Source organism: Iodidimonas sp. MBR-22 (assembly GCF_029946565.1).
Taxonomy (GTDB): Bacteria; Pseudomonadota; Alphaproteobacteria; order Sphingomonadales; family Rhodothalassiaceae; genus Iodidimonas; species Iodidimonas nitroreducens.
In genome coordinates, this window is record NZ_JARKVQ010000008.1 from 95,935 (window position 1) to 112,965 (window position 17,031).

Consider the following 17,031-nt stretch of genomic DNA (forward strand, 5'->3'; position numbering starts at 1 on the left):
GCACACGATCAGGTGAACGCAAGGATTTCATTCTCTATCATCCGGCATCAGCAGGGCAAGGGCCTGCGCCACGGTTTCCATGCGAACGGCAGCACGCCCGATATCGCCAAATTCCCGCCTTATGCTTTTAGTCTCAAACCCCCGGCGGGCCAGCCCGAACCACACCAGCCCCACAGGCTTAACGGCGCTTCCACCCCCGGGGCCGGCAATTCCGGTCACGGAAACGGCAATATCGGCACGGGAATAGCGCAGAGCCCCATCGGCCATGGCGCGGGCTACGGGCTCTGAAACAGCGCCATAGTGATCGATCAGGGCCATGGGCACATCGAGCAGATCCTGTTTTGCGGCATTGGAATAGGTGATGAAGCCGCGATCAAACACATCGGATGAACCGGCAATGTCGGTGATGGCCGCCCCGATCAATCCCCCCGTGCAGGATTCCGCCGTCGCCAACAGGATCGAGCGGTCGCGGCAGGCCGTGACAAGGGCACGCGCCGCTTCTTCAATGACGGGGGGAAAAGGGGTCATGCCTTGGGCCTTTCCTTCACGGGCTGAACGCTCCTGATGCAAAATCAGCCATGGGATGTGCTGTTATTCTGGAGCAGGCAGCAGCACGGTGGCGGTGGCCTGGGCGGCAATGCCTTCGCGGCGGCCGGTAAAGCCCAAGCCCTCGGTGGTTGTCGCCTTTACCGATATGCGCCGGATATCCAGATCGAGAATATCCGCGATTTTCTGCCGCATGGCCATCACATGGGGGCCGATTTTGGGGCGTTCGCAAATGAGGGTGATATCGCAATGGCTGATCCGCCCCGATGCCGCCCTTACCAGCCCCCCGGCATGGGCGAGAAATTGATCCGATGAGGCCCCTTTCCACTGGGGATCATCCGGCGGGAAATGATGGCCGATATCGCCATCCGCCAAGGCCCCCAAAATCGCATCCGTCAAGGCATGAAGGCCCACATCGGCATCGGAATGGCCCTTCAATCCCGCACTGTGCGCGATCCTGATCCCACAGAGCCACAGATGATCCCCCGGCTCGAAACGATGCACATCAAAGCCGAGGCCAGTGCGCGGCTCCAGAGTCCGTGGTTCATGATTATGGGTTTCATATCGGGCGAAATCGGCAGGCGTGGTCAATTTGATATTCTCCTCATCGCCCTCGGTCAGGCGCACGGGCAATCCGGCGGCTTCGGCAATGGCGGCATCATCGGTCATCTCCTCGCCCGCCAAAGCCGCATTCTGATGGGCTTTGAGCAAGGGCTGGAAGGGAAAGCCTTGCGGGGTTTGCGCCCGCCAAAGCTGATCGCGGGAAACCGTGCCGATGATCCGGCCGCCATCGCCGCGCTTTAGGGTATCGGTCACCGCCAGTGCCGGAATGGCACCAGACCCAGCATCACAGGCCGCGATCACCCGGTCGATCAGATTTTTGCTGACAAAGCAGCGGGCGGCATCATGGATGAGAACCAGATCGGGCGGCGTGCCGGTCTGTGTTTCATCGGCCAGCGCCATAAGCCCCGCATAAACCGAGCCTTGGCGCGTGGCGCCACCCTTGATCGGCGGTGCAATCTCAAAGCCCGCTGCCGCAGTTTCATAAAGGGCGCGATCATCAGGATTGATCACCACATGAATGCTGTGAATGGCGGGGTGGCAGGCAAAAGCCGCGATGCTGCGGCTTAAAACCATTTTCCCACCCACCAGCCGATATTGCTTGGGCAAACCCTCTCCCGCCCGCTGGCCGCGCCCTGCCGCCACGATCAACACAGCGATCCGGAGGGAGGATTGGGGAGGGGGCTGGGCCGGATCAGTTGCATTTCGTGCTGATTGTGACATATAGATTGCTCAAATTTAAGGCAGTGCTGTCAAAGCACCGTGGCGACAGGAAATGGAGCGCCGATCATGACGCGGCTTTCGCCTTCTATAAAGATTGGTTCGGTTGAAATAAAGGACCCGGTGATCCTCGCCCCGATGTCGGGGGTGACCGATCAGCCTTTCCGGCGATTGGTCAAGCGTTTTGGCACCTCTTTGCTGGTGACCGAGATGATCGCCTCGGAAGCGATGATCCGCGAAACCCGGGATTCGATGAAAAAGGCGCAGGCCACTTTGGATGAACGCCCGGTTTCGGTGCAGCTTGCGGGCTGCAAGGCATCGAGCATGGCCGATGCGGCAAAGCTGAATGAAGATCTGGGGGCCGATATCATCGATATCAATATGGGCTGCCCGGTGAAAAAAGTGGTCAATGGCTATGCCGGTTCGGCCTTGATGCGCGATCTTGATCATGCCGCCAGCCTGATCCGGGCCACGGTGGATGCCGTGCGGGTGCCCGTTACCTTGAAAATGCGCACCGGTTGGGACGATAGCAGCCGTAATGCCCCGGAACTGGCGCGCATCGCTCAGGATCTGGGGGTGAAAATGATCACCGTGCATGGCCGCACCCGCTGCCAGATGTATCGCGGCCATGCCGATTGGGCCTTTATCCGCAAGGTGAAAGAGGCCGTGCATTTGCCGGTGATCGCCAATGGCGATATCAACAGCTATGAAGATGCCGAACAGGCTTTGGCCCTTTCGGGTGCCGATGGGGTGATGGTGGGTCGTGGTACCTATGGCCGGCCCTGGTTCATCAATCAGCTTCGGCATTTTTTGAAAAATGGGCAAAAACTGGCCGATCCGTCCCTTGAGGATCAAGCGGCGCTGGTGCTCGATCATTATCGCGATATGATCGATTATTATGGAGCCGATGTGGGCGTGAGATTGGCCCGAAAGCATTTGGGCTGGTATACCAAAGGCCTGCCGGGATCGGCTGAATTCAGGAATAATGTGAATAAGATATCCGATTTCAATGCCGTCACTTCGGCGATCAGCAGCTATTATGAGCCGCTTTTGAAATCCATGGCTGCTTGAGGATGGGCGGCTTGAGAATGCCAGACCTTTCCGTGTCTCAATCCTGCGAGCCGGACATTTCGGAAAAAGATATCCTCAATGCGCTGCCCTTGGCGGCCCTTGTCATTCGGCCCGATAATCGGATCGCTTTGGCCAATGCTGCGGCGGAAAGCCTGTTCGGTCTGGCCGAGGCGGCTTTGCGAAAGGCCGCATTGGATGCGCTTTTCGGGATCGAGAATCAGATCAACCCGTTGGTAGATCGGATTCGCGCCGGCAGCGGCGTTGTGGTGGCGCGGGATCTGCCCTTGTCGGGTATTTTAAAGCACATGATGGCCGATGTGCAGGCGGCCCAGATTGCCGATTATCCGGGTTTTGTGCTGCTGGTTCTGGAAGAACGCAGGCTTCCCGGGGTGATGCGTCGGCAATCCACAGTGGAAGGGGCGGCACGTTCGGTTTTCGGGCTGGCCGGGATGCTGGCGCATGAGATTAAAAATCCGCTATCCGGAATTCGCGGGGCGGCGCAATTGCTGGAAAAACAAAGCGCCGGGCGGGGCCGGGCCATGGCCATTCTGATCCGGGACGAGGTTGATCGCATCAAACGGCTGGTGGATCAGCTTGAAAGCTTTACCGATGTGCGGCCCTTTACCCGGCAGGCGTTGAATATCCATACAGTTCTCAATCATGTGCGGGCCGTGGCGAAAAGCGGCTTTGCCAGCCATGTGCAGATTGTTGAAAGCTATGATCCGTCTTTGCCGCCGGTTTTGGGAGATCGGGATCGGCTGGTGCAATTATTCCTGAATCTGGTGAAAAATGCCGCCGAAGCCGTGCCCGCGAGCGGGGGTGTGATCAGGATCGGCACGGCTTTTCGCCATGGCTTGCGGATGGCGGCGCCCGATGGCGCGCCGGTTGATCTGCCGGTGGAAATCACCATCAGCGATAATGGTCCGGGCATCAGGGCTGATCTTGCGGATCATATTTTTGAACCCTTTGTCACCGGGCGCGAAGGGGGATCGGGTTTGGGGCTGGCTATGGTGGCCAAGCTGGTGGCTGAATTGGGTGGGTTGGTTGAGGTGGAATGCCCCGATCAGGGGGGGACCCGCTTTATTTTGCTGTTCAGGGCCGCCAGCGATGCAGGGGGGGAGGGGTGATGGCAGACGCAATCCGGGTTCTGGTGGCCGATGATGATCGATCGATCAGGCTGGTGATCGAAGAAGCCTTGAAGGCCATGGGTTGTGCAGTGACCATGGCGCATAATGCTGCGCAATTATGGGAATCTGTGACCAGCCAAAGCTTCGATGTTGTGATCACCGATGTTTTGATGCCCGATAATAACGGGCTGGATATCCTGCCCAATATCCGCAGCCTTCATCCCGATCTGCCGGTGATTGTGATGAGCGCGCAAAATACCCTGATGACAGCGGTCAAAGCCACCGAAAGGGGGGCTTTCGATTATCTGGCAAAGCCTTTTGATCTTGATGAACTGGAACGTCTGGTGCGCAGCGCTGCAGCCCGGCAAAAAGATGATCAACCCTTTGGGGTGCACCCTCATGATGCCGATAATCCCTTGATCGGTCGCTCTCCGGCGATGCAGGATCTCTATCGGGCCATGGCGCGCCTGATGCCCACCGATCTGACCGTGACCATCACCGGGGAATCGGGGACCGGCAAGGAATTGGTGGCCCGGGCGCTGCATTCCATGGGGCGGCGGCGCAAAGGCCCGTTCATAGCAGTGAATATGGCCGCCATTCCCCGCGATCTTATAGAAAGCGAGCTGTTTGGCCATGAACGCGGGGCCTATACCGGGGCCCATAGCCGGGCAGACGGGCGCTTTGAACAGGCCCGAACCGGCACGCTTTTTCTCGATGAAATCGGCGATATGCCCTATGAAGCCCAAACGCGTCTGCTGCGTGTTTTACAAGAGGGTGAATTCACGACTTTGGGCGGCGGACAGCCGATCTCGGTCGATGTGCGGATCATTGCCGCCACCAATAAGGATCTGGGCGCATTGGTGGCCAATGGCCGCTTTCGTGAGGATTTATATTATCGCCTGTGTGTGGTGCCCCTGAATTTACCCCCTTTGCGCGATCGATTGAGCGATCTGCCCGATCTGGTGCAGCATTTCCTTGGCCGGGCGGCGGGGGAAGGCCTTTCGCCCAAGCGTTTTTCCCCGGCAGCACTGGATCGTTTGGCCCGGCATGATTGGCCTGGCAATGTGCGGGAACTGGAAAATCTGGTGCGCAGGCTGTGTGTTTTGAATTCGGAAAAATCCATTAGCGCCCAAGCCGTTGATCAGACATTGGGTTTGAAAATCGGTGATCATGCAGATCATAAAAAAGATTGGCGTGAAGAAGGATTGCAAGAGGCGGTCGAACGCTATCTGAAGCGCTATTTCAAGGCGCATGGCGATGCCTTGCCCCCGGCGGGCCTGCATATGCGAATCTTACGCGAGATCGAAAGGCCGCTGATTGAATTGAGCCTGAAGGCAACGCAGGGAAATCAGCTTAAATCAGCCGAGCTTTTGGGGCTTAATCGCAATACACTGCGCAAGAAAATCCGTGAATTGGGAATCCGCTTTGATCGGGGCCAAAAATGAGCGATCAGAATGAAGGATTGGGCATTTTTTGCACATCTGTGTCATGTTGATCAGAAAACTGTTGCATTTTTGCATCTGTTCCTATGGACTCAGCCCATGCCTCATCTCAAAAGCAGTTGTCTGAACTCTTGATGACCCAAAAAACCGATCCGATCTCCGCACGGCCGGATGCATCTGAGCTTGAGGAAATGCCTGATCAGGAACAGGATCAGGCATCCCCTCGGGCATGGCATGCACCCCCGCGCAGGCCGCGCCGCATGGCGCGCTTTCGCCTGTGGGTGCGGCGGTCGGGGGTGGGCTTGAAGCTTGAAATCAGCCTTGCGATCATTGCCGTTGCCTCCGGCATTGCCACATATATCGCCCTCAGCCGCAAGGGGGCTGCCGAAGATGTGGCCGATGGGCTGGTGGCAACGCTTTTGCTGCTTAATCTCGTGCTTTTAGTCTCCTTGGCGGCTTTGGTGGCCCGGCGGGTGGTGCGGGTATGGTTTGCGCGGAAAGAAGGCTCGGCGGGATCGCGTTTGCATCTGCGATTGGTGGCTCTTTTTGCGGCCATTGCCTCGGTCCCGCCGGTGATCATGGCGATTTTATCGGTGCTGTTCTTGCAATATGGGGTGCAGAACTGGTTTTCCGATTCCGTGCGCGGGGCTTTGAATAACAGCCTCGAGGTGGCGGATGCCTATATCGAAGAGCATCGCCAGAATATCAAACTCGATCTGATTGCAATGTCCAATGATCTTAATCGCGTGGCTTTGCAGGGCGAACGGGATCGCGAATTTTTGCAAGGTTTGGTGGAAGAACAGGCGCTGCTGCGATCCTTGCAGGAAGTGATCGTGTTCAGCAGCAATGGCCGGGTTCTGGCGAAATACACCTTCAATCTCGATCTTTCAGCCAATCGGGTGCCGGAATCGGTGATGCGCCGGGTGACAGGGGGCGAGCAGGTGATCATCGCCGATCCCGGTGATGATCAGGTGCGGGCTTTGACCAGGCTCGATCAATTCTATGATGCCTTTTTATATATCGGACGCCGGGTGGATCCCCGGGTCACCGCCCATGTGGAAGCCGCGCGGCGGGCGGTGGAAACCTATCGCACCCTGGAAAGCCAGCGCTCATCGGTGCAGGTGCGGTCCAATGCCATTTTCATCGTGGTCACGCTTTTGATCCTGCTCGCTGCGGTGTGGATCGGTTTGTGGTTCGCCAATCGCTTGGTGGCACCCATCAGCCAATTGGTGGAAGCGGCCAATCGCGTTCGCCAGGGTGATCTGACAGCGCGGGCCGAAGGGCCGGGCGGCCCCGATGAAATCGGCGTGCTTTCGCGTACCTTCAATCGCATGACCCGGCAGCTTGAAGCCCAAAGGCGTGAATTGGTCAGCACCAATCGCGAATTGGATGATCGCCGCAGTTTTCTTGAAACCGTGCTCGAAGGGGTGTCGGCGGGGGTTTTGGGGGTAACAGAAGAAGGCATGATTCATTTGCCCAATCGGTCGGCCTGCGATCTTTTAGGCATTGCCCCGGATTTGCTTTTGGGCAGGCCCTTGGCCGAGATCGCGCCGCAGATGGCAGCCCTTTTGGCCGATGCAGCGCAATCAAACCATAAAATCGCCCAAACACAGGTGACGGTGATGCGCAAGGATCAGGCCCGAACCCTTCTGGTGCGGGTCACCGCCGAAGCCGATGGTTATAAAGGGGGCATGGGCGGCTATGTGGTGACATTCGATGATGTGACCGATCAATTGCGCGATCAACGCACCGCCGCCTGGGCGGATGTGGCCCGTCGCATTGCCCATGAAATCAAAAATCCTCTCACCCCCATTCAGCTTTCAGCCGAGCGTCTGCAAAGAAAATATGTCCGTGAAATCATCAGCGACCCGGCAGTTTTTTCCCAATGTACGGAAACCATCATCAGGCAGGTGGGGGATTTACGCCGTATGGTGGATGAATTCAGTTCTTTTGCGCGGATGCCTGCACCGGTTTTCAAAGAGCATAATCTTCATGACATCATCCGGCAAACCGTGTTCTTACAGGAAATGGGCCATAGTGATGTCGCCTTCGAGACCAGGCTCCCCGAACAGATCTTGAAGATGGTCTGCGATGGCAGGCTATTGGCTCAGGCGCTGACCAATCTTTTGAAAAATGCCCGGGAATCGATCTCAGCACGGATCGAAGACGGCGATAAAAGCCCGGGTCTCGTTCAATTGACTTTGCAATCATCGGGGGATCAGGTTGATATCATCATTGCCGATAATGGCCGTGGTCTTCCTGAAGATGCCGATCGTTTGGTCGAGCCTTATGTAACCACAAGGGCCAAGGGCACCGGCCTTGGGCTGGCGATCGTGAAGAAAATTGCCGAAGAACATGGCGGCGTTCTGCTGCTGGCCAATGGCCGGGATGGGGGCGCGGTGGTGACCTTGCGCTTTGCCGCCGATTATCTTGAGAAACAGACGACAAACGAGCCGGAACGCGATAAACGCGCGGCGGAATGAGCTGAAAAGGCCGGAATATGCTACAAAAGAAAGGGTGCTGATGGCACTGGATATTTTAATCGTTGATGATGAAGCCGATATTCGTGAACTTGTGGCCGGAATCCTGAGTGATGAAGGCTATGGAACACGGGTGGCTCATGATTGCGACAGTGCTTTGGCCGAATTGGAAGCCCGGCGTCCATCGCTGCTGATTTTGGATATCTGGTTGCAGGGCAGCCGCCTTGATGGGCTGGAGGTGCTTGAACTTGTGAAGCGCCGCCATCCCGATTTGCCGGTGGTGATCATTTCCGGCCATGGCAATGTGGAAACCGCCGTCGCCGCGATCAAGCGCGGGGCTTATGATTTTATTGAAAAGCCATTCAAGGCCGATCAGCTTTTGTTCATTGTGGCCCGGGCCACCGAGGCCGAACAATTGCGGCGTGAAAACGAAGATCTGAAACGCCGGGTTGGGCCGGTTTTTGAATTGACCGGACAATCCGGGGCCATCAATGCGGTGCGTCAGGCCATCGAGCGGGTGGCTCCCACCAATTCCCGCGTTTTGTTTTCCGGCCCGCCGGGTTCGGGTAAGGAAGTGGCGGCCCGGCTTTTACATGCGCGCTCCAAGCGCTTTCAGGCGCCCTTTGTGATCGTTTCAGCGGCTTCGATGGAGCCGCATCGCATGGAGGAGGAACTGTTTGGCATCGAGCGGGATGGCGGGCTGGTGAAAACCGGCCTGTTCGAGCGGGCCCATGCCGGCACCCTGTTCATTGATGAAGTGGCGGATATGCCCATCACCACCCAAGGCAAAATTCTGCGCATTCTGACCGAGCAGACATTCGAGCGGGTGGGCGGTTCAAAGCGGGTGCAGGTTGATGTGCGCGTGGTTTCGGCATCAAGCCGGGATTTGCGGAAAGCGATCACTCAAGGCACTTTTCGTGAAGATCTGTTTCATCGCCTGTCGGTGGTGCCGATTCAGGTGCCATCCTTATGCGAGCGTCGCGATGATATTCCATCCTTATCCGAGCATTTCGTGAAGGCCGTGGCGGCGGCCACGGGGCGTGCCCCCAAAGGCTTTAGCGAGCCGGCGCTCGCCGCTTTGCAGGCTTATGAATGGCCGGGCAATGTGCGGCAATTGCGCAATGTGATCGAGCGCATCCTGATCATGGCCCATGATGGTCGCGATATTATCGAACCCGATATGCTGCCTTTGGAACTGACCGAAGATGCCAGCAGCCTTTTGCGCGGGGATAGCGATAATGCCCTGATGACCTTATCCCTGCGTGAGGCGCGCGAAGCCTTTGAGCGGGAATATCTGCGCGTGCAGATCACCCGCTTTTCGGGCAATATTTCAAAAACGGCCAATTTCATCGGGATGGAACGCAGCGCTTTGCACAGAAAGCTGAAAAATCTTGGCCTTGGGGGGCATGAACGGCGCGATGAGGATGAATGAGGGACAGGCGGCGCAAGCAATGATGAACCGGGCCACCAAGGGCGCCGGCTCAAGGGGAATGTGATGAAAGTCGTGGTGTGTGGCGCCGGGCAGGTGGGGCTTAATATCGCCCGCTATCTGGCCGATCAGAAAAATGATGTGATCATCGTGGATCGTTCAGCAAAGCTGATCCGTAAGGTGGGCGAAAGCCTTGATGTGCAGGCGATGGAGGGCCATGCGTCTGATCCCGATGTGCTGGAGGCCGCAGGCCTTGCTGAAGCCGATATGATCATTGCCGTTACCATTTCAGATGAAGTGAATATGGTGGCCTGCCAGATTGCTCATTCGCTTTTCAATGTGCCGACCAAAATTGCCCGTATCCGCAATCAAAGCTATCTGGCCCCCCAATGGAGCGATCTGTTCACCCGTGATAATATTCCCATCGATGTGATCATCTCCCCTGAAGTGGAGGTGGCGGAAGCGATTTATCGCAGGCTCGAAGTGCCCGGGGCTTTCGACACCCTGCCTTTTTCAGAGGATAGCGTGCGGGTTTTGGGGATCAGGCTGGATGAACGCTGCCCGGTGGTGGATACACCCTTGCGGCAATTGACCGAGCTGTTCCCTGATCTGCGGGTGCGGGTGATGGGGATCATGCGCGGTGGTAAATTATTTGTGCCCCTGGCCGATGATCATATGGAAATCGGCGATGGCGTTTATATCGCCGTTGAAAAACGCTATGTGGCCCGGGCTATGGGTGTGTTCGGCCATGAGGAAGAGGCCGCCCGAAGGATCGTGGTGATTGGCGGCGGATCGGTGGGGATGTTCCTTGCTCAAAAGCTGGAATCCCGCACCCCGCGCCTGAATGTGAAGCTGATCGAACGCGATGAGGAGCGGGCCGCCTATGTGGCGGATAAAATGAGCCGCACCGTGGTGATCCATGGCGATGCCCTTGATCCCGAAATCCTGCGCGAGGCCAATGTGGGCGAGGCGGAAACGGTGGTGGCCGTCACCAATGAGGATGAGGTCAATATCCTTGCGACGTTGCTGGCCAAACGCCATGGCTGTTCCCGGGCGATGACCTTGATCAACAATACATCCTTTCGGTCTTTGATCGGTACCTTGGGGATTGATGTGCATATCGATCCCCGGGAAATGACCGTTTCCACGATTTTGCGCCATATTCGGCGCGGCCGGATTCGCGATCTGCATTCGATTGCCGACGGGGCGGCGGAAATCATTGAAGCCGAAGTGCTGGAAGCCTCGTCCGTCAATGGGCGATCTTTGGCGAAAGTTAAGCTTCCACGGGGTGTGCTGGTAGGGGCTATTGTGCGCGATAAAAAGGTGATCATGCCGCGCGGCGATACAGTTTTTCAAGCGGGAGACCGGGTGATCGTGCTGGCGCTTACGGATGCCGTCAAAGCCGTTGAGCAATTATTTTCCGTGCATCTTGAATTCTTTTGATCGTAAATGAGTTAGGGCCGTCATTCGCTTTTTTGTATTGATCCTGGATCAAAAAGACACACATGATCGTTTATTGAGAGAAAAGTTTCGACAACGAATTGTCGCGGCGCAACAAACGTGGCAAGCTATGATCATCGGGGGATATTTTCTCAGTTCAGGCATAAAGTTCCCCGGATTCGTTCGGCTTTGTCGATCCTGGTTTTAAGTGGAATGAAGCGTTCGAAGAAACGGTCGATCTCAACGATAATGTTCAACAAAAAAAGAATGGCGACACATGTCAGAAAAATCGCAAAATCTTCAGGATGTCTTTCTCAATGCAATCCGCAAATCAAAAACGCCTGTAACCGTCTTTCTCGTCAATGGGGTTAAGTTGCAGGGCGTGATTACATGGTTTGATAATTTCTGCGTCCTTTTGCGCCGCGATGGTCATTCTCAACTGGTTTATAAACATGCGATTTCGACCATCATGCCATCGGGTCCGGTGAGCCTGTTTGAGCCGGAAAAAGATCTCGAAACAGATTGATCGTCGATCAAGGGAAACTTTGTGATCCACATTACGGATGAGCATGTCGGGCTTCGGTCTCCCCATGATGGGGAGCAGCCGACCCGGGCTCTTGTCATTCACCCATGGGTGAAAAAAAACGCGCATAAAACGGCTTATGACGATAAGGTGCGCAGCCCCGCCGCCCGCTTGGAAGAAGCGGTTGGTCTGGCCATGGCCATCAATATCGCGGTCGAGCGGGCAGAGCTTGTGGCTTTGGCCCCGGCTCGGCCCGCAACCCTGCTTGGCAAGGGCAAGGTTGCGGAGATGGGCAGCTATATCGCCGAACACAGCATTGATCTGGTGATCATGGATGCCGAACTTTCGCCTGTTCAGCAGCGCAATCTGGAGCGCGAGTGGAAAACCAAGGTGATCGATCGCACCGGGCTTATTCTTGAAATCTTTGGTGAACGTGCGGCCACCAAAGAAGGGGAATTGCAGGTTGAACTGGCGCATCTGAATTATCAGAAATCGCGCCTTGTCAGAAGCTGGACCCATCTGGAGCGGCAGCGCGGCGGTTTCGGTTTCATCGGCGGCCCCGGTGAAACCCAGATCGAAGCCGACAGGCGCATCATCACGGATCGCATTGCCCAGATCAAACGTCAGCTTGAAACCGTGACCCGAACCCGGGAATTGCATCGCACCCGGCGGCAAAAGGCCCCTTATCCGGTGGTTGCCCTTGTGGGCTATACCAATGCCGGCAAATCCACCCTGTTCAATCGGCTGACCCATTCAGATGTGCTGGCGGCCGATATGCTGTTTGCGACCCTTGATCCCACCATGCGATCCATTGATCTGGTCACCGGACGCAAAGTGATCCTGAGCGATACCGTTGGCTTCATCTCGGATCTTCCCACCCATCTGATCGCGGCATTCCGGGCCACATTGGAAGAAGTGATTTCTGCCGATCTGATCGTGCATGTGCGTGATGTGGCCCACCCCGATAGTGAGGCGCAAAAGGCCGATGTGCTCCATGTGCTCGCCGATCTGGGCGTGAAGCCGGGCGAGGTGGCGGGCCCGATGATGATCGAGGCCTTGAATAAAATTGATCTTCTGCCCGATGCTGAGCGGGATGCTTTGGTTAATCTCTCGCAAAAGTCGCCGCACGATGTGCCTGTGTCTGCATTATCCGGGGCTGGTCTTCATGAATTGATGGAAAGGATCGATCAGTGTGTGGGCGCCGATGATAGCGTGCATGATCTGATTATCGAGCCTTGGCGTGGGGGTGATCTTTCCTGGCTGCATCGCCATGGCGAGGTTTTAGCGCAATCTGCCGATGATGAGGGGCGCACCCATGTAAAGGTGCGGATCGATCCGGTGAGCCATGCTAAATTTCTGGCGCTGCAGGGTGGGGATCAATCCTGATCGTTTGTTTATAAAAAAGGGGCTGCAATCGGCCCCTTTTTCTTTGCTGCCTGTGCCCATCATTAGAATGGGAACAAAATATCATAAAGCTGTTGGCCATAGCGAGGCTGCTGCATATCGCTGAGCTGGCCGCGCCCGCCATAGGAAATGCGCGCCTCGGCAATTTGTGAGTGGTTGATGATATTGGTGGCGGAAATATCTTCCGGGCGAACCAATCCAGCGATCAGCAGTTCCCGCACTTCAAAATTCACCCGCACTTCCTGTCGCCCCTGGATCACCAGATTGCCATTGGGCAGCACATCGATGACGATGGCAGCTATGGTCAATTCGATGGTTTCCGAACGATCCACTTCTCCATTCCCGGTTGAAGAACTGGTCGATCCGAAATCGGCCAAGGCGGCCGGGTTCACGGTATTGGGTAAAACCTTGTTGAGCTTGCCTTCAAAGCCCAGAAAGCCATCGAGACCGGCGGTTTCCGTATTATTGCGCGAACGGATCGTTTGGTTCTCAATGGCGGCCCGGTCATTGATCTCGATGGCTACGGTTAGAATATCGCCGATCTGGGCAGCCCGTTGATCGCGGAAAAAAGCCTTCGCCCCGGTTCGCCATAAGGAATTGGCCTGGCCCACGCCTTGATCCTGGCTCATCATCGGCAAGGAGAGGGATCGCGTTCTCGTGGGGGCCTGAACATTTTCGATGGGGGCCAGATCGGGGGCTTTGCCGATATTTGCCAGACGATCCCCCATAGTGCAGGCCCCAAGGCTGGCGCTGAGAAGCCCGATTTTTAGCCATTGGCTATAGATGTGATAAGCCCTGTTCATGACACGTCCTTCCTATTTTTTCCAGAAGATGCCTTCATTGAGATCATTGCGAAGCGGCCACAACGGCACGGTTCATCACTTCAACCACCCCGGATGCGGTGACGCGGGCCTCTACGGTGCGATTGCTGGCCGTATTCAAAAGCCGGATGAAATCACCTTTGGCGCCATCCTGCATGGCTTTCCCGGTGGCGCTTACAGTGAGGGCACCATTGCGGACGAACATTGTTACGACCGAGCCTTTGGTGACTAAAAGCGGTCGCTGCACCTGGCTTGTGCGCAGGGCTTGCCCGGCCCGCAGCATCCGCACGGGGGCAAGGCCGATCAATTCCGAAGCATCCCGGATCATGGTGCGATTGATGCGCCGCTCCGACATTTCGATCCAATCGATGTCTGACCGGCTGATCACCTCATCGCTGTTCATATTGCGGACCAGCACCGGGATCATTGCAGTGGGCTCGGCCATGCCGGAAAGGGCCACCCGATTCCAGTTTCCTTCATCATGGGGGATGGCAAGGGTGGCGGTGAAGCGACCCGTTGTTTCATCCACCGAAAGGGCCTCGATACGCAGTTTGCCCAGATCAGCCGACAGGGCGGCATAAAGAGGATTGCTCATATTGGTGAGACGCACGGATACCTGTTCATGATTACCGGAACGGGAAATGTCATCAGCAAGCTTTTTGAGGATGATCTCTTCAGGAACCCTATGCCCGGCGCGGGTGATCTTGATATAGCCGCTGGCATTTTCAAGGCCGTGGGCAAAACCTGCCTTTTGCAGGGCGCGATCGATATCAAAGCGCGAGAGGGTCAGGCTTTCACCGGGCAGGGGGGCTGAGGCCAGAACGGTTTCAGCCGCCTTTTGCGCAGAGATTTGATCCGGCAGGGTTAAAAGCACATCACCAAGGGTGATCAGCGGGCCGTTAACAGTGGCGGATGATTTGGTCATCATTGCCATCGCCAGGGGGCTGGTCATAAGCAGGGCGCTCAATGCGGTCATCACGATCAGGCTTTTCAGCATCATCGATGCGATCATCGCGCGGGCTTTGGTCATGTCATCTTTCCCTATCAGGAGCATTTCAAAAGGGCGGGTTCATCAGCGCAGGCTGTTCACGGCATTGAGCATTTCATCGGATGTGGTGATCACCCGGGAATTCAATTCATAAGCGCGCTGGGCAGTGATCAGATTGGTGATTTCCTGGACCGGATCGACATTTGATTTCTCAAGGAAACCCTGCTCGATCAGGCCAAAGCCATTGGTGCCCGGGGTGGCCACAGTGGCCGGGCCGGATGCCTGGCTTTCCCGCAAAAGATTAGAGCCAATGGCTTCCAAACCGGCTTCATTGGTAAAGGTGGCAAGATCAAGCTGCCCCACGATCTGGGGGTTGACCTGGCCTTGCAGGGTCACCTGAACTTCGCCTTCCTGATTGATGCTGACATCGATCGCTTCTTCAGGAATATTGATGCCGGGCAGGATTTCAAAGCCTTCGGGCGTTACGATCCGGCCATCCTGATCGCGTTGAAACGATCCGGCGCGGGTATAAAGCTCTTCGCCATCAGGGCTTTGGACGCGGAAAAAGCCCCGGCCATTGATCGCCAGATCAAGGGGATTATCGGTCAATTCAAGGCTGCCTTGGGTGGCGATGCGATAAACCCCGGCGGCGCGCACGCCCACACCCACCTGAATGCCCGATGGCACCACATTGCCTTGTGCCGTTGAATTGGCACCCACCCGTTCGATATTCTGATAGAGCAGATCCTGGAATTCAGCACGGCGGCGCTTGAAAGCCGTGGTGTTGAGATTGGCGATATTGTTCGAGATCACTTCGACATTCAATTGCTGAGCAAGCATCCCGGTGGCGGCTGTATTCAATGATTTCATTGTCTTGTCCTTGAATTATGGGCTGGAAGCGCTTTTAAAAATCAGGCTTGGACCTGTGAGAGCCGATCAATGGCGCGGTCCTGCTGCTCGGAATAGGTATTGAGGCTGCGTTCCATCGATTGATAGCTGCGCAGCACATTGATCATGCTGGTCACCTGCTCGATGGGATTGACGTTCGATCCTTCCAAAGCCCCCTGAACGAGCCGCAGCTCAGCGGGCGGCAGCTCTTCACGCTCGGTGGCAAAAAGGCTGTCGCCCCGGCGCTCCAAGCCTTGATAATTGGCAAATTGCACCATCTGGATCTGGCCGATATCGCCAAGATCCGAGCGCATGGTGCCATCTTCGGTGATGATGATATTGGTATCATCAGGATTGATCCTGATCGGCTGATCATTGACCCCTAAAACACGCTGACCCGTTTGCGTCGTTAATTCACCATCGATATTGATGCGAAAATTGCCGTTGCGGGTGTAAAGGCGTTCGCCCTCGTCGCTTTGGATGACCATGAAGCCTTCATTTTCCATGGCCACATCCAGCGGATTGCGGGTCATGATAAACTCGCCCTTGCTCATATCGGGGACCACCCCATAATCCAGAACCATCCGCACATCGCGCAGTTCTTTGGGGCCTTCGCCTTTCATGGTGAACAGATAATCCTGAAAAACCACCCGTTCGCGCTTGAAAGCCGTGGTGGATGCATTGGCAATATTATTGGCGATCACATCCATGCGCCGCAGCATGGCGCCTTGATGCGATAAGCCGATTGAAAGCAATGTGTCCATCATCCGTCTCCATTTTTCGCAAGGTCTCAAAAGGAACGCCAAATCACCGGCGCTGCCCTTGCCTCATCGCAATGCAATGCCCGTGCCAGATTATGGAATTCAATGATTTCAATGGATTGGTGATTTTGATCGTGAAAGCTGGCCGTGAACGGATGAGCATGGGGCAGAGTTTGCCGCTTTGATCAGGACGACGTGCGACCAAGAGTCTTTCAAGACCCTTACGACTTATTAACACTCTCGATATTAACTATAGCAAGACAGAGCGCGCTTGAGCTTATGTGCAGGATCGGTTTTCTGAAATTGAACGGACGGACCCATGGCAGTTGACGATAATCTCGATGATGATCTTGCTGGCGATTTGGGGGATATGCCTCAGGCCAAAAAATTCAGCGGGAAGAAAATTATCCTGATTGCCGTTCCGGCTCTTGTCATCCTGATTGCGATCATTGTTGTGCTGATGATGCTGATGGGCGGCAAGGAAGAACCAGTGGCCGATGACAAGCCGGTGAAGGAGCAGATCCAGTTGATCTTTATTGATCTGCCCGAAATGGTCGTCAATCTCAACACCGGGGAACGCCAGCAGCAGTTTCTGCGGGCCCGCATCAGCCTTGAGGTTGACAGGCAAAGTGCCCGGGCGGCGGTGGAAGAAAAAATGCCGCGGATCATTGATGATTTTCAGGTATATTTGCGCGAATTGCGGGTGCAGGATCTCAATGGCTCGGCGGGTCTTTATCGTTTGAAGGAAGAATTGCTGGTTCGGATCAATACATCGGTGGCGCCGGTGGAAGTCAAAGACGTTCTGTTCAGGGAAATGCTGGTTCAGTAGA

The 17,031-nt window shown here is 55.9% G+C and carries 15 protein-coding genes; 9 read left to right on the top strand and 6 right to left on the bottom strand.

Annotated elements, in window-relative coordinates:
- Positions 1-27: 27 nt before the first annotated feature.
- Together QK300_RS07935 and QK300_RS07940 are read right to left on the bottom strand one after the other, a co-directional pair.
- Entirely contained in the window at positions 28-528 is a 501-nt protein-coding gene (locus QK300_RS07935) for a CinA family protein (RefSeq protein ID WP_281301157.1), read from the bottom strand.
- A gap of 63 nt (positions 529-591) precedes the next feature.
- Entirely contained in the window at positions 592-1,758 is a 1,167-nt protein-coding gene (locus tag QK300_RS07940; RefSeq protein ID WP_281301158.1) for a bifunctional 2-C-methyl-D-erythritol 4-phosphate cytidylyltransferase/2-C-methyl-D-erythritol 2,4-cyclodiphosphate synthase, read from the bottom strand.
- A gap of 138 nt (positions 1,759-1,896) precedes the next feature.
- Between QK300_RS07940 and dusB the strand changes: the two genes are divergently transcribed.
- The 8 genes from dusB to hflX all read left to right on the top strand — a co-directional run bounded on the left by dusB (position 1,897) and on the right by hflX (position 12,725).
- Positions 1,897-2,898 carry a tRNA dihydrouridine synthase DusB gene (gene dusB, locus QK300_RS07945; protein WP_042084401.1) on the top strand — a complete coding sequence of 334 codons (1,002 nt, stop codon included), beginning with the start codon at positions 1,897-1,899 and terminating at the stop codon, positions 2,896-2,898.
- A gap of 17 nt (positions 2,899-2,915) precedes the next feature.
- Complete coding sequence (locus QK300_RS07950; RefSeq protein ID WP_281301159.1) at positions 2,916-4,025, top strand: ATP-binding protein; 1,110 nt, start codon at positions 2,916-2,918, stop codon at positions 4,023-4,025.
- The gene (gene ntrC, locus QK300_RS07955; protein ID WP_281301160.1) at positions 4,025-5,470 is read left to right on the top strand and encodes a nitrogen regulation protein NR(I); all 1,446 of its coding nucleotides are present in this window, start codon (positions 4,025-4,027) and stop codon (positions 5,468-5,470) included. Before QK300_RS07950 ends, ntrC begins: the two co-directional genes overlap by 1 nt.
- 131 nt (positions 5,471-5,601) lie before the next feature.
- A complete protein-coding gene (locus tag QK300_RS07960) occupies positions 5,602-7,950 on the top strand; it encodes a PAS domain-containing sensor histidine kinase (protein ID WP_281301161.1) in 2,349 nt (782 codons plus the stop codon).
- Positions 7,951-7,990: 40 nt separating this feature from the next.
- Positions 7,991-9,379: a sigma-54 dependent transcriptional regulator gene (locus QK300_RS07965; protein ID WP_281301162.1), complete on the top strand. Its 1,389-nt coding sequence runs from the start codon at positions 7,991-7,993 to the stop codon at positions 9,377-9,379.
- Between the two features lie 63 nt (positions 9,380-9,442).
- Complete coding sequence (gene trkA, locus QK300_RS07970; RefSeq protein WP_281301163.1) at positions 9,443-10,819, top strand: Trk system potassium transporter TrkA; 1,377 nt, start codon at positions 9,443-9,445, stop codon at positions 10,817-10,819.
- Between the two features lie 274 nt (positions 10,820-11,093).
- Positions 11,094-11,342, top strand: a complete 249-nt coding sequence (hfq, locus tag QK300_RS07975; RefSeq protein ID WP_042084395.1) for an RNA chaperone Hfq — start codon at positions 11,094-11,096, stop codon at positions 11,340-11,342.
- Between the two features lie 108 nt (positions 11,343-11,450).
- The gene (gene hflX / locus QK300_RS07980) at positions 11,451-12,725 is read left to right on the top strand and encodes a GTPase HflX (RefSeq protein ID WP_348651855.1); all 1,275 of its coding nucleotides are present in this window, start codon (positions 11,451-11,453) and stop codon (positions 12,723-12,725) included.
- A gap of 62 nt (positions 12,726-12,787) precedes the next feature.
- Here hflX and flgH read toward each other — a convergent pair whose 3' ends face one another.
- The 4 genes from flgH to flgF are packed head-to-tail and all read right to left on the bottom strand — an operon-like array spanning position 12,788 to position 16,207.
- Positions 12,788-13,546 carry a flagellar basal body L-ring protein FlgH gene (gene flgH, locus QK300_RS07985; protein ID WP_281301165.1) on the bottom strand — a complete coding sequence of 253 codons (759 nt, stop codon included), beginning with the start codon at positions 13,544-13,546 and terminating at the stop codon, positions 12,788-12,790.
- A 43-nt stretch (positions 13,547-13,589) separates the two neighbouring features.
- Positions 13,590-14,594 carry a flagellar basal body P-ring formation chaperone FlgA gene (gene flgA, locus QK300_RS07990; protein ID WP_281301166.1) on the bottom strand — a complete coding sequence of 335 codons (1,005 nt, stop codon included), beginning with the start codon at positions 14,592-14,594 and terminating at the stop codon, positions 13,590-13,592.
- Positions 14,595-14,636: 42 nt separating this feature from the next.
- Positions 14,637-15,422: a flagellar basal-body rod protein FlgG gene (gene flgG / locus QK300_RS07995; RefSeq protein WP_281301167.1), complete on the bottom strand. Its 786-nt coding sequence runs from the start codon at positions 15,420-15,422 to the stop codon at positions 14,637-14,639.
- Positions 15,423-15,463: 41 nt separating this feature from the next.
- Entirely contained in the window at positions 15,464-16,207 is a 744-nt protein-coding gene (flgF, locus tag QK300_RS08000; protein WP_281301168.1) for a flagellar basal-body rod protein FlgF, read from the bottom strand.
- A gap of 313 nt (positions 16,208-16,520) precedes the next feature.
- Between flgF and QK300_RS08005 the strand changes: the two genes are divergently transcribed.
- A complete protein-coding gene (locus QK300_RS08005; RefSeq protein ID WP_281301169.1) occupies positions 16,521-17,030 on the top strand; it encodes a flagellar basal body-associated FliL family protein in 510 nt (169 codons plus the stop codon).
- Position 17,031 lies beyond the last annotated feature (1 nt).

Excerpts from the sequence above, each read along its gene's own strand:
- trkA (WP_281301163.1), top strand. The coding sequence starts at position 9,443 with ATGAAAGTCGTGGTGTGTGGCGCCGGGCAGGTGGGGCTTAATATCGCC.
- flgF (WP_281301168.1), bottom strand. The coding sequence starts at position 16,207 with ATGATGGACACATTGCTTTCAATCGGCTTATCGCATCAAGGCGCCATG.
- QK300_RS07935 (WP_281301157.1), bottom strand. The coding sequence starts at position 528 with ATGACCCCTTTTCCCCCCGTCATTGAAGAAGCGGCGCGTGCCCTTGTC.
- flgH (WP_281301165.1), bottom strand. The coding sequence starts at position 13,546 with ATGAACAGGGCTTATCACATCTATAGCCAATGGCTAAAAATCGGGCTT.
- QK300_RS07950 (WP_281301159.1), top strand. The coding sequence starts at position 2,916 with ATGCCAGACCTTTCCGTGTCTCAATCCTGCGAGCCGGACATTTCGGAA.
- flgG (WP_281301167.1), bottom strand. The coding sequence starts at position 15,422 with ATGAAATCATTGAATACAGCCGCCACCGGGATGCTTGCTCAGCAATTG.
- QK300_RS08005 (WP_281301169.1), top strand. The coding sequence starts at position 16,521 with ATGGCAGTTGACGATAATCTCGATGATGATCTTGCTGGCGATTTGGGG.
- dusB (WP_042084401.1), top strand. The coding sequence starts at position 1,897 with ATGACGCGGCTTTCGCCTTCTATAAAGATTGGTTCGGTTGAAATAAAG.
- ntrC (WP_281301160.1), top strand. The coding sequence starts at position 4,025 with ATGGCAGACGCAATCCGGGTTCTGGTGGCCGATGATGATCGATCGATC.
- QK300_RS07965 (WP_281301162.1), top strand. The coding sequence starts at position 7,991 with ATGGCACTGGATATTTTAATCGTTGATGATGAAGCCGATATTCGTGAA.
- QK300_RS07960 (WP_281301161.1), top strand. The coding sequence starts at position 5,602 with ATGACCCAAAAAACCGATCCGATCTCCGCACGGCCGGATGCATCTGAG.
- hfq (WP_042084395.1), top strand. The coding sequence starts at position 11,094 with ATGTCAGAAAAATCGCAAAATCTTCAGGATGTCTTTCTCAATGCAATC.
- flgA (WP_281301166.1), bottom strand. The coding sequence starts at position 14,594 with ATGACCAAAGCCCGCGCGATGATCGCATCGATGATGCTGAAAAGCCTG.